Below are 17,959 nucleotides of genomic sequence, written 5' to 3'. Positions count from 1 at the left end.
CTGGACCGTGGGTACCTCGTGACCTAATTAAGGAACATGTTCGAAAAAGAAGCCGGGCGAACGCCCGGGAGGGATGAAGTGAATCCTCTGGCCTACGGCCGACGGACCCTTGGGGCGGCGGCGGCGCTTTCGGCCGTCCCTGCGGTTGCAGCGGCCATCGATCAACAATCAGCTCGCACCTTGCACTCACATGCCGTGAACATGTACAGCGCGCACGATGTGCCTGTCGACCCTGGCCTGCTGTATCTCATCGTTTATGCGGTCGCCGGATCGCTGGTGGTACTTTGGTTGACAGCTGCGGTCACAGCATGGGTGAGCCGGAGGGTTGCGTCAGGTGTCGGCGCTCTACTAGGGCACGTCTCCCAAATGGCGGGAGATTCTGCAAAGTGTGAAGTCCGAATCCCGCCAGCTGTGTGGCTGCGCAAAGAACTAGGCTCGGACCATGATCAACTCTCTGCCTGGCGCAGCAGCCTTTGACCCAAATGACATGCCGTGGGAAGTAACGCACGATGATGGCACGAAATCTGCGACTCTCATTGGCAGCCGTGCTCCTGGAGAAATGTTCTCCTATGCATTCTTCATTCCCGCTGGTGTCTACGATGGACCACACTCACACTCTGCAGCTGCCCATCTCCATGTAGCGGCGGGCACACTCAGACTTGGATACGGCCCGGTGCTCGAACCTGGTGCTGCCAGATCCTACCCATCGGGATCATTCTTATATGTACCGGCAGGAGCCGTACATTTTGATGGCGCTGATGTAGATACTGTGATCGTTGGAACCGCAACCGGTCCTTGGAGTACTGAATATTTGTAAGCTGCTTAGCTCGCAACCAAGTTTATCGACGTAGCCATTTCAGGATTGCGCTGATCACGACGGCCGCTCGATAGGTGACGGCGAGTTTGTCGTATCTCGTCGCTAAACCTCGCCATTGTTTGACGTAGGCAAACGAACGCTCGACGACATTGCGGTTCCGATACGCGGCGGCATCGAACGCCGGCGGTCGCCCACCTTTGCTGCCGCGTTTCTTTCGAGTCGCGATCTGGTCTTTCTTCTCCGGGATCACTGTACGGATTCCGCGCGAACGCAGGTATTCGCGGTTGCTTTTGGACCCATAAGCACGATCAGCCAACACTGCGTCCGGACGGGTGCGAGCACGACCGCCACCGACCCGTGGGACTCGAATGTCGGCCAGAACCTGCGGCAGCATCACTCCGTCGTGGCGTTGCCCGCCGGTGACCACGACAGCCAGAGGTCTGCCCTTGCCGTCGACGGCGTGGTGGATCTTCGTCGTCAGTCCACCACGTGAGCGTCCGATGCCGTGTCCGGCCGGTTCACACGTCTGATCGGGCAGATTCTTGTAATTCGATGTAGCCCCCTGTGTCTTGATCGGGGCGGGTTGTGTTCGTCGCGTGCTGGTGGGCACGGTTGATGGTGCCGTCGAGGGAGACGTTCCAATCGATGTCACCGGCAGCGTCGGCTTCAGAGAGCACCTGGGCCAGCACGCGGTCCCAGGTGCCGTCGGCGGCGTAGCGGCGGTGGCGTTTCCACACTGTCTGCCAGGGGCCGAAGTGCTCACGGGGCAGGTCGCGCCAGGCGATGCCGGCCCGGTATCGGTAGACGATACCTTCGACGATCCGACGATTGTTCTCAAACGGTCGGGCTCTCTTGCCGGCATTCGAGGGCAGCAGTGGTTTGATTTTCTCCCACTGCTCGTCAGTGAAGATTTGATGGCGGTCGTGCGTAGTCACCCATCCACAGTGTCAGCCCCACAGCCTCGAATAAAGGAGACATGCCCTAGTCCTCGGCACCGCTGCTGCTACTGCTGCCGGAGTCGCCTTCGGTTCCGCGATGCCGAACGCGCGAAGCGCCATAGCGTCTGCCACTCCCATCACGGTTGTGCTGAGCATTTTCTCCGGGAGTTACATACCGATGACCGAGCTTCCCGGCTGGTTGCAGAGCGCCGGTTACCTGTTTCCGCAGGCATGGATCGCCCGAGGGCTGCGGCATACTGTGCTGCCGGTCGAATTCACTGACGCGATCGAGCCCCAACCGTTCGGGGTTGCAGCGATCGGAGAGCTACCCGTGGTGGCGGTAGCGTTGAGCTTATGGTTCGTCGCTATGGCCGCGTTGACCTGGCGCGCATTTCGCTGGTTCTCCCGGTGAAGCAAGCACGGCACCGTCACTTGCTCACTGGCGGAAACGTTCCTCTGGCGTCCGAGGCGGAGCGAAACTGGCGGACGAATTGGCCTGTTCATGTCGCGGTCTTCGTCGCCGCCGGTGTGGAGATCGCGCTCGCGCCCGGTGGATCGGCGATAGTTCTGGCCCTGCTGTGGGCGGCGTCCTACGGCCTCACTCACTGGGCTTATATCGTCCGCCAGGTTCGGGGGCCGGAGAATGCGGGGTCGCCATGATGACAGTCCTTGCAATGGCGCTTCTGACCGTGAGCGACAACGGATTACATCTGTTCGTCACCTTTCCGCTGATCTGGATCATGCTCGAAACATTTATCCGCGGGCTGCTAGCTACCGTCGCTGCTGCCACGGCCATGGTGCTTGTCGTGATCTGGAGCGAGGGCGGAGTCAATGGTGATGTGCTCGGATCGGCTCTCGCGATGGGCTTCGGTGTCGCGGCGTTCTCGATCGGACTTGCGGCGTGGATATGGCGCGTTGAGGTCCGCTCCCACGAACGCCGTGAGCTTGTTGCGCGTCTATCCGAGACGGTATCGGAGCTAGAGGCCGCGCGAGCAGAGCTGGCATCCAAGGAACGATCCCAGGGGGCAGCTGATGAGCGTGCGCGTATCGCGGCGGACATCCATGACACTCTCGCGCAATCATTCAGTTCGATCGCAATCCTGGCGCAGGCCGCTCGGCAGAACGATTCGGTACGTCCCGGGTTGATCGAACAGATTGAAGTCGCTGCTCGCGATGGTCTCGCGGAGGCGCGCGGCCTGCTCGCGCGATCGCGGCCTCCAATGGATCTTGCCTTGGCGGTGAAGCGACTCGCCAGGGATCTGTCAGAGCGAACCAGGATCCGTGCCTCCGTAGACTCCGCCAGGTGGCAGCCCGCGGCAACGAGGCTCGAAGTCGTGTTATTGCGCGTCGCACAGGAGGCGCTGCGCAATGTCGAGAGGCATTCGCATGCAGGTGAGGCGCGAGTGATCTTGAAGGTTGATGATGTTGACGATGTCGCTGTACTGGAAGTTCACGATGACGGGGAGGGTTTCGACGCCGATCTACCGTCTCCGGGATATGGCCTGCATGGCACGCGTTCTCGGTTGGAGATCGAGGGTGGGTCACTGGGTGTTGCGGCGTCCCGTGGGCACGGCACTACGCTGACGGCACGATTGCCTTTCCAAGCCGCCGAGGGGACGGGAGCGTAACGGACGTGGGATCCACTTCTCTTGCGGTCGTGATCGCTGATGACCATCCCATTTTCCGCGCTGGCCTGCGTGCTGTTCTGGAGAATGCGGGACATGAAGTTGTGGCCGAAGCCGTAAATGGGGCGGAGGTCATCGAGCGCGTGGAGAGGATGGTTCTCGACGGAATGACTCCGGATGTCGTTCTCATGGATCTACGGATGCCCGTCATCGACGGGGTCACTGCCACCCGCCGTCTTTGTGCGATGGCGAATCCAGTGCGAGTACTGGTGCTGACTACTTTCGAAACGGATTCAGCGATACTGCGCGCGATTGAGGCGGGTGCAACGGGATATTTGCTGAAGGACACGCCCGCTGCGGAGCTCGTGACGAGCCTGGAAAGCGCAGCAGCCGGCCACACTACCCTGGCGCCATTAGCCGCTGGAGTGCTCGCGGCCTCGGTGCGCGCTCCGCGTCAAGAACCTTTGACGCCTCGGGAGTTGGCTGTCCTTCGCAATGTCGCTGCTGGCCTATCGAACGCCCAAATAGGAACGGAGCTGCATATTGCTGAGTCGACGGTCAAGACGCACTTACTGAGAATCTTCGCGAAGCTGGGGGTGGAGGATCGTACGCGAGCGGTCACGCTGGCTCTCGAGCGTGGATTGTTGTAAGCCGGAAAGCTGCCCTGTGGAAGGGTAAGCAGGTACCGGCTGCGCGCCTACGGCCCGCAACGCACCGCTGTATCGCGGGCGCTGCGGGTCCCCTCGGTCAGCGTTCTTCGGACCGCGTGCTCGGGGCGCTTACGGCCGCGGCGTCACACGTAGGGTTGAGTGATGAGCTCAAGCGCGTGACCGGCGGGGTCCTTGAAGTACACGCCGCGCCCGCCGTGATCTGTGTTCGTCTGACCAGGACGGCTCATCTGCGGATCCGCCCAGTACGTGATGCCACCGTCATTCAGGCGCATGAGTGCTCGATCGAAATGATCATCACATACCAGGAATGCGTAGTGTTGCATCTGAATGGGGAAGGGTGGTTCAGCGAACTGCAGCATCACGCCTCCGCCGATCATGATGTTGCTGAACAAACCCCACGATTCGGTTTCGGAGGCCTCCAGCATGTGGCAGTAGAAGGCAGCCGATTCGTGCCGATCAAGTGCTGCGATGATTGTGTGATTGAGAAGTGCGGTCATATCTAGAACCTTTCGTTTCCATCCGTTGGTGATGACATGCGTAGCGCGCTAAGCGCGCTTGCAGTCCAGATGGAGGACTTCGAGCTCTGAGATGACAGCGGGGAGGATTGGTTCGCAGGGGAGCCGGCCCGGTGGGCCGGTCGATTCTCAGCCTGCGACCGGATAGCCGTCCTGTGCGTGGCAGATTGCCGTTCCGGTCTTCACGCATACACCGTATCGCCCGGGAGCGCCCGTCTTCAAGGTCTAACGGCTTTATTCCGATGCGTCGTACTGCGCTGGAAGTCAGATATAAACAGGTTGATGCGTCCATGCCGCGTGTCATCTGCGGACAGCTCGATGGCCGTGCGCGGACGCTGACTACTGCTAAATCCGGCGGCCGGACAACCGTGATCGGCGCTTCTCCCGGCCTTGGTCAGTGTGAAAGGCAGGTGTTACTGCACTTTTCGTCGGTAGATCGCCACCGCGATGCAGTAGGCGCCGACGAGGGTACCGATGCACCACGCGATGGCGATCCAGATGTCGCCGCCGACAGGCTGATCCGCGAGCAAGCTGCGGATCGTGTCGATGATGGCTGTTGTCGGCTGGTGCTCCGCGAACCATCTCACGGGTCCTGGCATGGTGTCCGTCGGGACGAACGCCGAGCTGAGAAACGGGAGGAAGATCAGCGGGTAGGAGAACGCGGTCGCCCCATCGACGGACTTCGCGGCCAGTCGGGACTGCTGAGGGTTTAGTTGACTTCACGACTGGATAAGTTCCAGGAAGGATGGAAGTCATGCCAAAGATCTACACCGATGAGTTCAAGCAATCAGCGCTCGAGCTCCTGGGCGACGGGATGACCCAGAAGCAGGTCTGCGCCGACCTCGGCATCTCGAAGTCAGCTCTCCAGGCCTGGGTACGTGACTCACGGCTGCGTGAGCACGGACTCGAGCCCTCCCGTGATGTCGAGGAGTCTCGCGCCCAGGCAGCAGCACTGAAGCGGATCAGGGTACTCGAGCGGGAGAACAAGATCCTCCGCGAGGCTGCAGCGTATCTCTCGCAAGCGAACTTGAAGCTCGGTGGTCATCACCCAAAATGATGTACCCGCTGGTCCTCGACCTTGCTGCCGCCAGGGTGCCGGTGGCAGTGGCCTGCCGGGTGCTCGGCTTTACCAAGCAGGGTTTCTACAAGTGGTGCGCGGAACCTGTCTCTGACCGGGAGCTCGAGGAGGCGCACTTGATCAATGCCGCATACGACGTTCATACGGACGATCCTGAGTTCGGGCACCGGTTCATCGCTGATGAGCTCCAGGCGTGCGGATACAGCGCCTCTGAACGTCGTGTGTGGCGGCTGTGCTCGCAGCAGGAGCTGTTCTCCCACACGATCAAACGGGCCCGGAAGCACGGTAAGAAGCCCGGCCCGCCAGTGTGTGATGACCTCGTCGAACGCGACTTCACAGCAAAGGCAGTCAACGAGTTGTGGCTGACCGATATCACCGAGCATCACACCAGTGAGGGGAAACTGTATATGTGCGCGGTCAAGGATGTGTTCAGCAACAGAATCGTCGGTTATGCCATCGATTCGAGGATGAAATCTCGCCTGGCTGTGGCGGCGATTGATGACGCTATGGCTCGTCGTGGCGGACCGCGAGCCGTGGCAGGGTGTGTCGTTCACTCGGATCGCGGGTCGCAATTTCGTTCTCGTAAGTTCCAGCAGGTTCTACGGCATTACGGGCTCGTGGGGTCGATGGGAAGGGTTGGTGCTGCTGGTGATAATGCGGCGATGGAATCGTTCTTCGCTGTGTTGCAGAAGAACGTCCTCGACCGGGGCCGTTGGGACACGCGAGCGAGGTTGCGGACATCGATCGTCCACTGGGTCGAGCGGACCTATCACCGGAAGCGTCGGCAACGGCGTTTGGGTAAACTGACTCCGGTTGAATACCAGCTTGTTCACCACAAGGCTGTCGCTCTGGCGGCATAAACCCCGGGGTCAACTAAACCGTCAGCAGTCCCTAGTTCTGTCGATTTGGTAGCAATCTTCTAGCACATCATCCCGTAGGTCACCTGGAGTGTGCGGGCAGAGAGCTGCTCGGCGATGGCGCCGCGGACCGCGCACTCGTTTAGTCAACGATCCGCTGGCACCAGTACTGGACGATCCCAACTCGATAAGAACGCTCATACGAAAGCGGTGTCTGTGCGGATCCTCCTCAACCCTGTACGGCACCTGGTAACGAGGTCATAGGAGCCTGTTTTCCGTAGGAGGAACCGCTGGGGTTGGCGTTCTCGAACCGATCGTCAGATCAATCACGCTTTTTACCTGCGGGGTTGGAATGTGCGTATAGCCAATCTGCGCTGATCCAGCATCACCCAAGGCCTATTGAGGCTCTGAATGGGCCAGAGAGCCATTTACTCGCCTCGCGATGAGACCGCAGGTGAATAATTAACAGGTCCCGCCGACTGGCGGCCAACTGTAAGAGCTTTCTGCGCTTATTGGAGTGGTGCCTGATTGCGTACCGGGCCACGTGATCAGGGTCGGTGAAGAAGGTGTGAAGAGGTGGTTCGACGTTGCCGTTCCAGAGCTGCTGCGGCCGGGGTACCCGCCGCTTTAGGGTTCGTTGGAGGACTTGAAGAGCTACTTGCCACTTCGGAAGATCCAGCCACACCATGAGGTCTGCCCGATCAGCGAGCAGTTGTCCGAGGATCGAGGTGTAGGACCATTCAGTCACCCATGTTGTTGCTCGACTGAAGGCATCAACTTCCTCGACGAAGTTACTTCGAGGTTGCCAATTGGGGCCGTGGAACAGGGAGTCGATCTCGACATGTTCTGTGGTCCCACCCATCGCTTCGGCTATCAGTTGGGCTAGGGTCGTCTTCCCTGCACCGGAGTTCCCGGCTACCAGCACTCGTAACGGGTGATGCGGTAGTGGGGTCGAAGGACTAATCAAGGGCATGATGTCAACTTATAGAAATTCGGTCCAGGTCGGTTTCTCGCTAAGCGGTCGCGCGTAGGCCAGGAGCTCGGCGCGGTGCCCGGATGGTGCAGTGTCCAACTTGCGACCGTGCAGGATGAACCCGGTTGCTTCGAGGACGCGCTGAGACGCAATGTTCGCCGGTAGGGTTTTGGCCGTGAGCTCCCGTAAGCCGCAGTCGCGAGCGTAGCGGGCAACGAGGCGGAGGGCCGATGAGGTAATACCTCTGCCCCGGTAGGCCGGATGGATCCAGAACCCGACTTCAGCCTTGTGGCCTCTTACGTCGAAGATGACGAGACTGCCGACGAACCGATCGGTTACGGCGTCTGCAATCGATAGTACAGCGAGGTCGCCTCTTTGCAGACCAGGTTCGGCGTCGTGTTTGATCATCTGTCGTACCGACTCAGGCGTGTACTCGGGGTGGGGTAGATGGGCGTACTCTTGCACGCCCGGATCTTTGGTTCCCTCGGCATAAGCGGCGGCGTCCCGAGGGTGCAGGGGGCGGAGCCTCACTTGATCATCCTGTACGGGGAGGAGTGATGAGTCGAGCATGTCATCTAAACTAACATAGTTCGGTTACAATTAACATGTGAGTTACTGGAGCCGAATTAAGCCAGTGCGACGAGCGCGGGCTGTCGACGTTCAAGGTATTGCCCGCGCGGCAGTGGAGCTCCTTGATGGAGGAGGTTTGCAGGCTGTGACGGTGCGGGCTGTGGCAAAACGGCTCAGCGTCGCACCGTCAAGCCTGTATTCGCGGATCGATTCCGCAGACGACCTCTTTGACCTTGGTCTCGACGCCGCGCTCGGCGCCGATGCGGAAATGGCTCGAGCTATCGTCGAGGACGGCGTCGACGCTCTGATGCTCGCCTACTTCCGGCATCTGGTCCGTCACCGCTGGGCATGCCAGGTGATCGCGATGCGGCCCCCGCGGGGGCCGCATTACCTCAGGCTGTCCGAACGGCTGGTCGTGCTGCTGATCGAAGATGGGGCGGTTGACCCGCTGGTGAACGCTAACGCTCTGTCGAACTTCGTCATCGGTAGCGCAACGACCGCTCACGTCGCCGTAAGTGAACCGGATGCCGTTGTCGACAGTGCGGCAGCGCCGACATACTCGAGGCTCCACCGGCAGAAGAGCGATGGGAGCGCGGAGCGAGCGGTTGCTGAAGGCGTCGCCGCGCTCAGGAACTACTGTTCGATATCCGAATAAGGTCTCTTGTCCAATGACACAGTTGTGTTTCCTCAGGTGGGCTGTCTCAAGGGTGACCTCCGTTTGGGCGCGATGGCGGACTCAAGCCCATCCCCGGAATACGCGTCAGGTCGAGGTCAATATTGCCATCTTGACGGGGATTTTGGAGCAGCAAGACGTAGGTCTGTGGGCGCCGCAGGTTGAGGCTTTGAGTCCGCGAAGTGCGGTTTGTATTCAGCGCAGATTTTGCCGACGGTGTATCCAACTCCAACTAGAGATATCGCCACCTCGAATGAGGATAATAGACTGGCACAGGCGTGCCCGATTGGCCTGACAATGGTGCGAGGGACATAACGTCCAGCGCCCGCACCGCTGAGGTCAATAGGCTGACATCGCCGAGCGAGTCTGGCGCCGTGAAGCATACCCGCAGTGGCACGGCGTGGGAAGCATGGCCCTCGTACTTTTCTGATTTGGCTCCTCGTTGGGGCCGAACGAGTCGATATCTGAAAGATCGACAATCGCGTGACCGCCAGAGAGGATGTGAAATAGACATTGGAGACGTGCGAGAGGTTCGAAGGCGGCAAACAGCGCAGCTTGATCCAACTGTCCTCTTGCCAGCATCGCCTTTGTGTGCTGCTGTGGTAATTCCGAGCCCCGGAGGGAGGAATGACGAGGCGACGAAGCTGCTCTCCACGCTCGGGGGCGTTCCGGTCGCCTAACTGAGACTGGTGTCATTGGTCTTCCTGAGACGCATGCGTATACCGTTTGGACATGAATGCCGCCTTCGAGCAGTACTGACGTGTACTTCTCTGAATCATAGCAACCACGGCGACAATCACGGCTGCGATATGCGCGATCCGGCTCCCGGTGATCACAGCCAGCTGAGCGTCCATCTCGGCAATGAATGCCCCGAGGTCGGAGTCTGAGAATATCCAGATTGCGGGATCGATAATTAGGGACAGCATTCCTACCACCCCGAGGCCAAATAGCAGGATAAGTCGTGCCCAATTTCGGCCGCGGGCGAATAGGACAATAGCGGCGAGGACGACGGCGTAGATGAGCAAGCGAATTGCGATCAAAACGAGGCTGTCGCCGAGAAGGTCTATCGGCCAGAGCTGTGCGGTCATCTCAACGATTCCGGTTGCGAGTGCCGCGATCAGTGCGCCGACCGCCGCCCGGACCGCCCCAGGTGGACGTTCGCCCCGCATCGCGGTGCTGTCTGCTTCCGAAGTGGAGGGTGGGGGCTTTCGCATTTGGCTTCTCCTTTGGTGATCTAACTCATTCTTCTCATTGACATCGCCAGCTGGCGGACAGCTAGAGGAACCCAGACGTCGACTGAGGCACAGCCTTCGGGAACTGCGAACATGCAAGCAGTGCTGCGTTTCGGGATACTTCCAGTTGTAGGGGGCCGCGCCAGATGCCACTGGCGATCGTGGTCGTCGGGTAGAAAGCGAGCACAACAGCTGCCGGGGGTGATCAACTCAATGCTGACGTCGATGTCGGCTTGGCGAGTGCCGAACGATATTTGCATCTTGGTAGGTTATTCATGCAGAGCGCAGACAATTTTGTCGCCGAACGTCAGTCTTGGTAGCCTTCCCAACTCAGAAGCGTTGATAGCGTAGGTGGGTCCGTCAACTCGCGCCCTGTTGCTGGGTGTTATGACTACGGGACTCTACGTTCCCACTATCGGCCGTGCACTGGAGGATGGACTTCTTGACCGTGTGGAGAACCCTGCTGGCCCGAGACCAGCAGGCTGCGCGGTACGCGCATCATGACGACTACGACTGCCACGGCCAGGATCAGGACTGAAATAAGCCGTCTTGTGATAGTACTGGCCCCAAAAGAGATTCGGGTCCAAGATCGCAAAGCCGCGTAGTACACGGGTCGACGCACTTGCCTCAGGACGAATAGGCGCAGTTATATGACGAGGCGGCCATGAACCGCGCGCCCGGTAGTTATCATCGCCAGCGGAACGTGCGATAGGCAAGGAAGGCGCTGGGAATCGTCCAGGCGATCAGGACGAGGAGCTGGAGGAGAGGAAACGGCTGACCGTACCAGGCGGCGGACAGCGACTGTGAGGCCGCGCCGAGCGGCGTGTAGCCAGCGATCTGCCGCAGCGGTTCGCTCATGAGCGGGCCGGGGGTCCAGACGCCGGCGGTGAACAGCGAGGCAATGAAGACCAGCATCCCGATGCCGTTGGCGCTCTGAGCGGTCGCAGCACGCGCAGCGATGATCGAGCCGAGCGACAGCATGGCGATGGCTGATAGGCCGAACGTCACGACCACGAGCAGGACGGACTGCGGGCCGTGTGCTCCCAGCAGCAGCATGGCCGCGCCGGTGGCGATGAACGCTCCGCCCACCAGCGAGACGGAGGAGACGATGAGCTGGGATGCGAGGATTCGATGCGGGCCGACCGGAGTGCTTCCCAGCCGGCGCAGCACGCCCTGTTCCCGGTAGCCGCCGATTGCAGAGGGGAAGTTCGTCAGCGCCACGCTGCCGAGTGCCGCGGTGAGTGCGATCGGCACGAACAGATCGATGACGCGCAGCCCGTCGAGCAATGGGTCGTTGACGCCGGTGACCGCCTCGCGCGTACCGGGGATGACGAATCCCTGCATCAGCAGAAGGACTGCGGGGAAGGCCAGGGCCATGAAGAGTGCGGTCGGGTTGCGTAGTAGGAGGCTGGCCTCCGTGCGGATGAGTGTGGCCAGCGCACTCATGATTGTGCTCCTTCGGTTTCGGTGCCGGTGAGACTGGCGGCGGAATCGACGATGGTGAGGTAGGCGTCTTCCAGCCCTGTGATGTGTGGATTCTGCACTGCGGCTCGAGCGATCAAGTGTTCCGGTGTGCCGACGAAGATGGATCTTCCCATCGTAATGATTGCCAATCGGTCACACAGACGTTCGATCTCGTCGAGGAAGTGGCTGACGAGGAGCACAGTGATTCCGGATCTGCGGATCCGCTCGACGAGGTTCCAGATGTCGCGTCTGCCCAGCGGGTCGAGACCCGTGGTCAGCTCGTCGAGGATGGCGATCCGCGGATTGCCGATCAGCGCCAAAGCGATCGACAAGCGCTGGCGTTCACCCCCGGAGAGTGCGGCGAACGCAGTCTTTCTGCGGTGGGCAAGGCCTACGGTGTCCAGCAGTTCCGGAATGGAGGCCGGGTTCGGATAGAGGGAGGCGAACAGGCGCAGCGCCTCGCCGACGCGCAGTTGGGCGGGCAGGGTGCTCGATTGCATTTGGTAGCCAACCTGAGACCGGAGAAAGTAACCTCCCCGGAAGGGGTGACGTCCAAGGACGCTCAGCGATCCACGGTCGGCTTCGAGCATACCGCTGATGCATTCCACTGTGGTTGTTTTGCCGGCGCCATTGGGCCCGAGAACGCCGAAGATCTCCCCGGTCTCTACGGAGAAGGTGACGTTGTCGACAGCGACAGTCGGACCGAAGGTTTTATGAAGCTCTCGTACGGTGATGATGGTCATGAGGGTTCCTTTCGAGCAGAGTGCAACGCCCGAGGTGCGGCGCAAGTCTCGGTAATTCGATCGAGGGAGGAGCCTGATCAGGCGGTGGCGATGTCAGGCCCGTGCGCACGAACAGGCCGCGTGCGCGGTCAGGTGCGCGGGCCGGAGGATGATCGTGACGTCACGACGTGAATCAGCAGCCAGAGGCACTGGACCGCCAGAATCACGGCAGTACCTGTCGCGATGTCGATCAGCTGCCAGCTTTCTGCGTCGGCAGCCCCAGCTAGTGTGACGCTGGAAAAGACCACGGCTGCGGCCGTGAGGGCGAGGCTGATGTACTGCGGGGACCACGCGCGCGCTTCGCTGCGCAGGTGCCGCGGCGCTCCCAGGTTCCATAGCGGTGTGGTGGACATGATCAGCACGATTCCGATTCCCATGCCCACGGAGAAGGCCGCAACTCCCGGCGGAAAATCACGGGCGATGATCCAGCCGAGCAGCAGGATCAGGCCGACGTATAGAGCGAGCGTGCTGATCGCTGCCTGGGCGACCGACCACCACAGTGGCACGTGGCGCTGGTGGTCGTGACGTTTGCGGGGGATGTGTGACCATGCTTCACCCGACTGGTAGCGGCTGGCGAAAGCGGCGCAGACGGTAACGACGAGCGAAACCAGGATGGGCGTGATGTAGTTGTTGCTGATGGCCCAGAGCATGGATGCCAGCGCGAGGAACATCGTGGGGCTGGCAAGCTGATCAAGCCACCACGACGCGGCGAACGAACGGCGAGCAGCCGGCAGGTCGAGCGGGTGGACCAGCGGTTGGATGGCGGGGTCCGGCAGATTGCCTTCTTCACGGATGGTGTTCATGTTTTTCTCCACGGAACGTGATCGAGGTGGGGTCCGCGCAGGCCGCTGCGGGCAATCTCGTAGACCTTTTGGCGGGAGACGCCGAGTTCGCGGGCGACGGCGACAGCGCTGTAGTCGTCGAGCAGCGTGTCAACAGCGACCGAACGCGCCCCTGACGCGCGTGAGTTCAGGTGGGAGGCGAAGGCACTGACCTCGGCGGCGAGCAGCGCGACGGCCAAGGGTCCGCCGAACTGTTCGGCCCAACCGGGCTCTCCGCCGGCGGCCGCCTCGTAGAGGCTGTCGCCGCCGTCCATCAGAACCGCGCTCACCTCCTGCGGCCCGATGCCGCAGGAAGTGAACCGGGCGACCAGCTCATCGAGGTCCATACCGTCAACTGCGCGATGGGCGAGGACCTGAGCCCACGCTTCGGGCAGCGACTCGGTTGCAATCGAACTGTCGCCCCTGGGTTTACGTGTCATGCCTTCAATGGTGACGGTCTTTCGACAAGGTGTCAACCCTAGGGTGACAGGTGGTCTGACCGACTGGGCCCGTCGAAAACGATTCGCTCTTCCGCAGCCCGAATTGGGGACCTTGTGGTTCCTTTATGGAGGTCGCCGATGCCTTCAGTCAAGGGCTGACATGGGTTGCGGAACGGTCCTACACCTCGGTCCTCGGTGGCAAGATTACCGATCGAGCCTATCTCGTTGTGTGGCTCGACCTTTCCAGAGGGCGGGTCGCCTGTCAGGTCCCGCATCGGACTCTGAAGCGAACGTTGTCCCGGGCGCAACGGCTCTGGGATAGTATCTTCGCCCCACTTCGCGCGTTCTACACTGGCTCCGGGCGGGTTGCGCGGTATTCGATCGTTAGTCGCGCCAAGAAGTGGCAGTAGTTCCTGCGTATGGCCGACAACAAGCCCGATTTGACGAAGCTCCGATTCGTGTCATATTGACATGCAAACTGTTGGTTATTCACCACGTTCCGACACTCAATCGTAAAGGGCGCGCAGAAAGTTTCGAAACCAACATGAAGGGCTGATCAGCGTGGTGACTGCATTAGAGGTTATTCGGGTGCGGGATGCGGTCGAACTCAGATTTAACGTCTAGCGTTAATGACGTTCTGCGTTATACACTGAACTGGTGATCAGATCGTTCGGCGACAAGGAGAGCGAGCGGCTGTGGCATCGTGAGCGCGTGCGGTCGATAGATCCGAGGATCCATCGAGTCGCATTACGCAAGCTTCGTCAGGTGGGATCGGCGGAAGTCCTCGAGGATCTGCGCGTCCCGCCCGGCAATCGTCTCGAACCTCTGAAGGGCAATCGAGCTGGGCAGCACAGTATCAGGACCAACGACCAATGGCGCATCTGCTTCGTGTGGACAGACGCCGGACCGGAGGAGGTGGAGATCGTTGACTGCCACTGACAAGATCGAGCCGATCCACCCTGGGGAGGTCCTCATGGAGGACTTCATAGAGGGGTTCGGGATCACTCAGAACAAGCTTGCCGTGTCCATCGGTGTCCCACCTCGGCGGATCAACGAGATCGTGCACGGCAAGCGTGGGATCACTGCGGACACTGCGCTGCGGCTGGCGAAGTACTTCGGTACGTCGGCGGAGTTCTGGATCAACCTGCAGAGTCATTACGAGCTCGACCGCGCCGAGGACCAGGCAGGTGAGCAGATCGCTTCGATCGTTCCGCTGCAGGTGGCATGAACGGCGAGCACTCCGATCTGCTGGGCAGGGCGACGGAAGAACCGCTGGCGGAAGGTCATGGAGATCTCACGCCCTGGAACCTTCTGCTGGGTGAGCGCTGGGTATTTATCGACTGGGATGGTGCGGCTGCGGGTACCCGGTTGTGGGACCTGGCGTACTCCGCGCAGGCCTTCACGCTCAACGACATGTCTGTTGATCCCAACGTGGCAGGGCAGTCACTCGGCGCCTTTGTTGACGGGTACCGCGCGGAGGCGGAGCTGCTCAGCGTTATTCCTGACGTGTTGGCGCAACGAACCTGGGCGATGTACGAGATGCTTCGAGATGCTCATCGCGACGGAGCGGAACCTTGGGGGACCACGTTTCTGAACGGCCACGGCGATCACTGGCGAGCGGTGGCTGAATATGTGGAGCGCGGGGTAGAGGTGTGGGGCGATGCCATCCGAGTCGGTCCGTGATGGTCGTCCGTGCCGGAACTCGGTGGAGTTCCGGTTCATCGAGTGATGCCCACACTTTTGACTCTTCCTATAAGTGGAAGATATCTTCGTGTTCTATGAAGAATATCGCACCGCAGCTGACGCCTTTCGTGCGCTCGGATGCCGTTGGGGCGATTCTGGCCGAGACTCTCGGGCACCCTGAGCGGGAGTTTACGCTGGCAGAGCTTGGGCGGCGCACGGACACGAGCGGCCCGGTCGTGCACCGCGAAGTGGGGCGACTGGTCGACTCCGCCGTGCTTCGTGACCGGTATGAGGGGCGAAACCGTCTCGTGAGTGCGAATGCCGACCACCCATTGTTCGCTCTGATGCGAGATCTGATCGCGGCGACCTACGGGCCGGTGCCGATCTTGCGTGAGCTCTTCGACGGGATCGACGGGGTGGAGGAGCTGCTGATCTACGGATCTTGGGCCGCGCGCCGGTCCGGGGAAAGCGGTGAGTTTCCCAACGACTTAGACGTCCTCGTCGTGGGGGAGACGCCGCGGAGGACGCTCTCGGGGATTGCGGCCGAAGCAGGTGACAAGCTCGACTTGCCCGTGAACATCACGCGTATCGCACCGGTTGACTGGAACTCTGAGGGCCCGTCGCCGTTCGTCTCGACGATTCGGTCACGCCCCTTAGTCGATGTGAGGTCCGGTGAGATCCTTGCCTGAGATCGTCAATCAGATGCTCGTGAACCGAAGACTGGAGCGTGTGGAGCGGAATCGCGAGCATGCGCTGGCTGTGGTCGTGACCGCAGAACGCCATATCCGTACGGCAGAGCTGCTTGCTGATACCGACGATCACGCGATGGCGTTCACAGCGGCGTACGATGGTGCGCGCAAAGCGCTCGTCGCGGTTCTTGCCACCGAAGGGTTCCGTGTCCGACCCGTGGGCGGAGCTCATCGCAACACCGGGATCGCGGCAGCGGGCTTCGTCAACGACAGTGCCTTGGACGAGTTTGAGTGGATGCGTCAAGTGCGCAACGCGACTGAGTATCCCGACGACGATCGACCGACAGCGACGAACCAAGACGTGGCTGAAGCGATCACCGCGGCCGTTCGGATCGTCGATGTCTGTGCCGAGTACGTGCGTCGCGACGGGTAGTCGACGAATTTGGGTGCAGTTTTTCGCCCGCATCGGCTTCGACAACCTCGGTAGGCATACCTGCCTGACGGCCGGGCCCAAGGAATCCCGTGCGTGGACGATTCCGAAGGGTGCCACCGCCCCCGAGGTGGCCGGAGTCATCCATACCGACTTCTAGTAGGACTACAGCATGGTCGACGGCGACGTCGTGGAGTTCCGGTTCGACGTCTAGCGTTGCTGACTGACTCCGTCATGCGCTGGGTTCGATATCAGATCACTAGGCGATAATAAGACCGAGTGGATCTGGCATGAGCAGTTACGACAAACGCATTGATCACGCAGAACAAGCTCGCCGCGTCGATCGGAGTGCCGCCGCGATGCTTCGACTAGCTGCGTCGTGAGCGTCGGGTGCTGCGCGACAGGATCTCTGCGATCACACCTCTCGTAATCGCGCAGCCGTTCGACTCGTCGTGGAATCCGGTCTGCCGAAGGTTCCGCTTCAACGTCTGAGGCAAGCGTTAATAGGCGGGCGCTCTCCGTTCTGCCCGGCGTCCGCGGCAGAGGCTGGGGCACTGTGGCAACGACAGCTTGAGCTGTCCTGCACTTCCTAGGCTCAGAACGCCAGAATAGTCGCGGAGAGGCCCGACGGCTGGGGACATGTGCGGATGGAGTGCGGCGGCGATCAGCCCCTTGACAGTTCCTCGCGGACGATCGCTGTTCCCGCACTCAAGGCGCTCATCTTCTCGAGGGAGACGTCGCGCGCGAAGGGGGCCATGCCGCAGTTCGTGCTTGGAATGAGCTTGTCCGCGTCGGCGAAATTCAGTGCCTTGCGCAAAGTGGCGGCGACCTCCTCCGGTGTCTCGATGGTCTCATTTGCCACGTCGATGGCGCCGAGCATGACCTTCTTGCCGCGGATCAGTTCGATGAGGTCCATCGGGACATGGGAGTTGTGGCATTCGAGCGAGACGATGTCGAGGCTCGAGCGCTGTAGGAGGGGGAAGGATTCCTCGTACTGGCGCCACTCGGACCCGAGGGTCGTTTTCCAGTCGTTGTTCGCCTTGATCCCATAGCCGTAGCAGATATGCACTGCGGTCTCGGCCCGCAGACCTTCCGCGGCTCGTTCGAGCGCGGCGACTCCCCAGTCCTTCATCTCCTCGAAGAAGACATTGAATGCGGGCTCGTCGAACTGGATGATATCCACTCCCGCCGCCTCCAGGTCCTTTGCCTCCTGATTGAGGACCGTGGCGAATTCCCAGGCCAGCTTCTCGCGGCTCTTGTAGTGGTCGTCATAAAGTGTGTCGATCATCGTCATCGGACCCGGCAGCGCCCACTTGATCGGCTGATCGGTCTGCTGGCGGAGGAACTTCGCATCGTCGACGAAGACCGGTTTCTCACGGCTCACGGCGCTGAAGACTGTGGGCACGCTTGCGTCGTAGCGATCGCGGATCCGAACCGTCTTGCGCTTCTCGAAATCGACTCCGCTGAGATGCTCGATGAACGTCGTCACGAAATGTTGGCGGGTCTGCTCTCCGTCGCTGACGATGTCGATGCCGCGGTTGGACTGCTCATGAGTTGAGATGCGCAGGGCATCGCGCTTGCCCTCGACCAAGGCATCGCCCTGCAGGCTCCAGGGGGACCAGAGGGTTTCGGGCTGCGCGAGCCAGGACGGCTTCGGCAGACTGCCGACGATTGAGGTGGGCAACAGCGGCTGCGTCATCG

At 60.9% G+C, this 17,959-nt stretch carries 19 protein-coding genes and 4 pseudogenes; 12 read left to right on the top strand and 11 right to left on the bottom strand.

Features of this window, described 5'->3' with window-relative positions; genetic code table 11:
• Positions 1 to 442 precede the first annotated feature (442 nt).
• Complete coding sequence (locus EB835_RS01230; protein ID WP_135807670.1) at positions 443 to 817, top strand: cupin domain-containing protein; 375 nt, start codon at positions 443 to 445, stop codon at positions 815 to 817.
• Positions 818 to 839: 22 nt separating this feature from the next.
• Here the strand turns inward: EB835_RS01230 and EB835_RS01225 are convergent.
• Positions 840 to 1,752, bottom strand: a protein-coding gene (locus EB835_RS01225; RefSeq protein WP_240688460.1) for an IS5 family transposase whose coding sequence is annotated in 2 segments (ribosomal slippage) — positions 840 to 1,379 and positions 1,381 to 1,752 — 912 coding nt in all. Because the reading frame shifts where the segments join, the coding sequence is not laid out codon by codon here.
• 58 nt (positions 1,753 to 1,810) lie between these two features.
• Between EB835_RS01225 and EB835_RS20200 the strand changes: the two are divergent.
• The 3 genes and pseudogenes from EB835_RS20200 to EB835_RS01210 all read left to right on the top strand — a co-directional run.
• Positions 1,811 to 2,167, top strand: a pseudogene (locus tag EB835_RS20200) (ABC transporter permease); the annotation flags it as partial.
• Positions 2,168 to 2,429: 262 nt separating this feature from the next.
• Positions 2,430 to 3,383 (top strand): sensor histidine kinase, encoded by a 954-nt coding sequence (locus tag EB835_RS01215; RefSeq protein ID WP_168216586.1) that lies wholly within the window; start codon positions 2,430 to 2,432, stop codon positions 3,381 to 3,383.
• A gap of 5 nt (positions 3,384 to 3,388) precedes the next feature.
• A complete protein-coding gene (locus tag EB835_RS01210) occupies positions 3,389 to 4,030 on the top strand; it encodes a response regulator (protein ID WP_135807667.1) in 642 nt (213 codons plus the stop codon).
• Positions 4,031 to 4,173: 143 nt separating this feature from the next.
• On the opposite strand, the gene EB835_RS01205 is transcribed toward EB835_RS01210, so the two are convergent.
• The gene (locus EB835_RS01205; protein WP_135807666.1) at positions 4,174 to 4,548 is read right to left on the bottom strand and encodes a VOC family protein; all 375 of its coding nucleotides are present in this window, start codon (positions 4,546 to 4,548) and stop codon (positions 4,174 to 4,176) included.
• 431 nt (positions 4,549 to 4,979) lie between these two features.
• A pseudogene (locus EB835_RS01200) lies at positions 4,980 to 5,258 on the bottom strand (ABC transporter permease); the annotation flags it as partial.
• A gap of 62 nt (positions 5,259 to 5,320) precedes the next feature.
• On the opposite strand from EB835_RS01200, the pseudogene EB835_RS01195 reads away from it, so the two are divergent.
• Positions 5,321 to 6,504, top strand: a pseudogene (locus tag EB835_RS01195) (IS3 family transposase).
• A 382-nt stretch (positions 6,505 to 6,886) separates the two neighbouring features.
• Here the strand turns inward: EB835_RS01195 and EB835_RS01190 are convergent.
• Positions 6,887 to 7,474, bottom strand: coding sequence for a zeta toxin family protein (locus tag EB835_RS01190; protein WP_062241913.1), 588 nt, complete (start codon positions 7,472 to 7,474; stop codon positions 6,887 to 6,889).
• 9 nt (positions 7,475 to 7,483) lie between these two features.
• On the bottom strand, positions 7,484 to 8,044 hold the full coding sequence (locus EB835_RS01185) for a GNAT family N-acetyltransferase (protein ID WP_135807665.1): 561 nt from the start codon (positions 8,042 to 8,044) through the stop codon (positions 7,484 to 7,486).
• A gap of 37 nt (positions 8,045 to 8,081) precedes the next feature.
• Here EB835_RS01185 and EB835_RS01180 point away from each other — a divergent pair, with 37 nt between their 5' ends.
• Positions 8,082 to 8,699, top strand: coding sequence for a TetR/AcrR family transcriptional regulator (locus tag EB835_RS01180; RefSeq protein WP_135807664.1), 618 nt, complete (start codon positions 8,082 to 8,084; stop codon positions 8,697 to 8,699).
• A gap of 710 nt (positions 8,700 to 9,409) precedes the next feature.
• Here the strand turns inward: EB835_RS01180 and EB835_RS01175 are convergent.
• The 5 genes from EB835_RS01175 to EB835_RS01155 all read right to left on the bottom strand — a co-directional run bounded on the left by EB835_RS01175 (position 9,410) and on the right by EB835_RS01155 (position 13,456).
• On the bottom strand, positions 9,410 to 9,931 hold the full coding sequence (locus EB835_RS01175; protein WP_135807663.1) for a hypothetical protein: 522 nt from the start codon (positions 9,929 to 9,931) through the stop codon (positions 9,410 to 9,412).
• A 705-nt stretch (positions 9,932 to 10,636) separates the two neighbouring features.
• Positions 10,637 to 11,395: an ABC transporter permease gene (locus EB835_RS01170; protein ID WP_135807662.1), complete on the bottom strand. Its 759-nt coding sequence runs from the start codon at positions 11,393 to 11,395 to the stop codon at positions 10,637 to 10,639.
• Entirely contained in the window at positions 11,392 to 12,156 is a 765-nt protein-coding gene (locus EB835_RS01165) for an ABC transporter ATP-binding protein (RefSeq protein WP_135807661.1), read from the bottom strand. The genes EB835_RS01170 and EB835_RS01165 overlap by 4 nt, the downstream gene beginning before the upstream one ends.
• Positions 12,157 to 12,284: 128 nt before the next feature.
• A complete protein-coding gene (locus EB835_RS01160) occupies positions 12,285 to 12,998 on the bottom strand; it encodes a hypothetical protein (protein ID WP_135807660.1) in 714 nt (237 codons plus the stop codon).
• Positions 12,995 to 13,456, bottom strand: coding sequence for a hypothetical protein (locus EB835_RS01155; RefSeq protein WP_135807659.1), 462 nt, complete (start codon positions 13,454 to 13,456; stop codon positions 12,995 to 12,997). Before EB835_RS01155 ends, EB835_RS01160 begins: the two co-directional genes overlap by 4 nt.
• 657 nt (positions 13,457 to 14,113) lie before the next feature.
• On the opposite strand from EB835_RS01155, the gene EB835_RS01150 reads away from it, so the two are divergent.
• From EB835_RS01150 to EB835_RS01125, 6 genes and pseudogenes are all read left to right on the top strand, one after another.
• Entirely contained in the window at positions 14,114 to 14,395 is a 282-nt protein-coding gene (locus EB835_RS01150; protein ID WP_135807658.1) for a type II toxin-antitoxin system RelE/ParE family toxin, read from the top strand.
• Positions 14,382 to 14,684 carry a HigA family addiction module antitoxin gene (locus EB835_RS01145; protein WP_135807657.1) on the top strand — a complete coding sequence of 101 codons (303 nt, stop codon included), beginning with the start codon at positions 14,382 to 14,384 and terminating at the stop codon, positions 14,682 to 14,684. Before EB835_RS01150 ends, EB835_RS01145 begins: the two co-directional genes overlap by 14 nt.
• The gene (locus EB835_RS01140; RefSeq protein ID WP_135807656.1) at positions 14,681 to 15,139 is read left to right on the top strand and encodes a phosphotransferase; all 459 of its coding nucleotides are present in this window, start codon (positions 14,681 to 14,683) and stop codon (positions 15,137 to 15,139) included. The genes EB835_RS01145 and EB835_RS01140 overlap by 4 nt, the downstream gene beginning before the upstream one ends.
• A gap of 95 nt (positions 15,140 to 15,234) precedes the next feature.
• Positions 15,235 to 15,828, top strand: coding sequence for an ArsR family transcriptional regulator (locus EB835_RS01135; protein WP_135807655.1), 594 nt, complete (start codon positions 15,235 to 15,237; stop codon positions 15,826 to 15,828).
• The gene (locus EB835_RS01130; RefSeq protein ID WP_135807654.1) at positions 15,821 to 16,261 is read left to right on the top strand and encodes a HEPN domain-containing protein; all 441 of its coding nucleotides are present in this window, start codon (positions 15,821 to 15,823) and stop codon (positions 16,259 to 16,261) included. The genes EB835_RS01135 and EB835_RS01130 overlap by 8 nt, the downstream gene beginning before the upstream one ends.
• A gap of 25 nt (positions 16,262 to 16,286) precedes the next feature.
• A pseudogene (locus EB835_RS01125) lies at positions 16,287 to 16,415 on the top strand (DUF933 domain-containing protein); the annotation flags it as partial.
• Positions 16,416 to 16,922: 507 nt separating this feature from the next.
• Here the strand turns inward: EB835_RS01125 and EB835_RS01120 are convergent.
• Complete coding sequence (locus EB835_RS01120) at positions 16,923 to 17,957, bottom strand: methionine synthase (RefSeq protein WP_135807653.1); 1,035 nt, start codon at positions 17,955 to 17,957, stop codon at positions 16,923 to 16,925.
• Positions 17,958 to 17,959 lie beyond the last annotated feature (2 nt).

The organism is Brevibacterium sp. S22, assembly GCF_004745485.1.
GTDB lineage: Bacteria > Actinomycetota > Actinomycetes > Actinomycetales > Brevibacteriaceae > Brevibacterium.
Note: the sequence above shows the minus strand (reverse complement) of the source record. Positions and strands in the feature narration are given on the sequence as shown.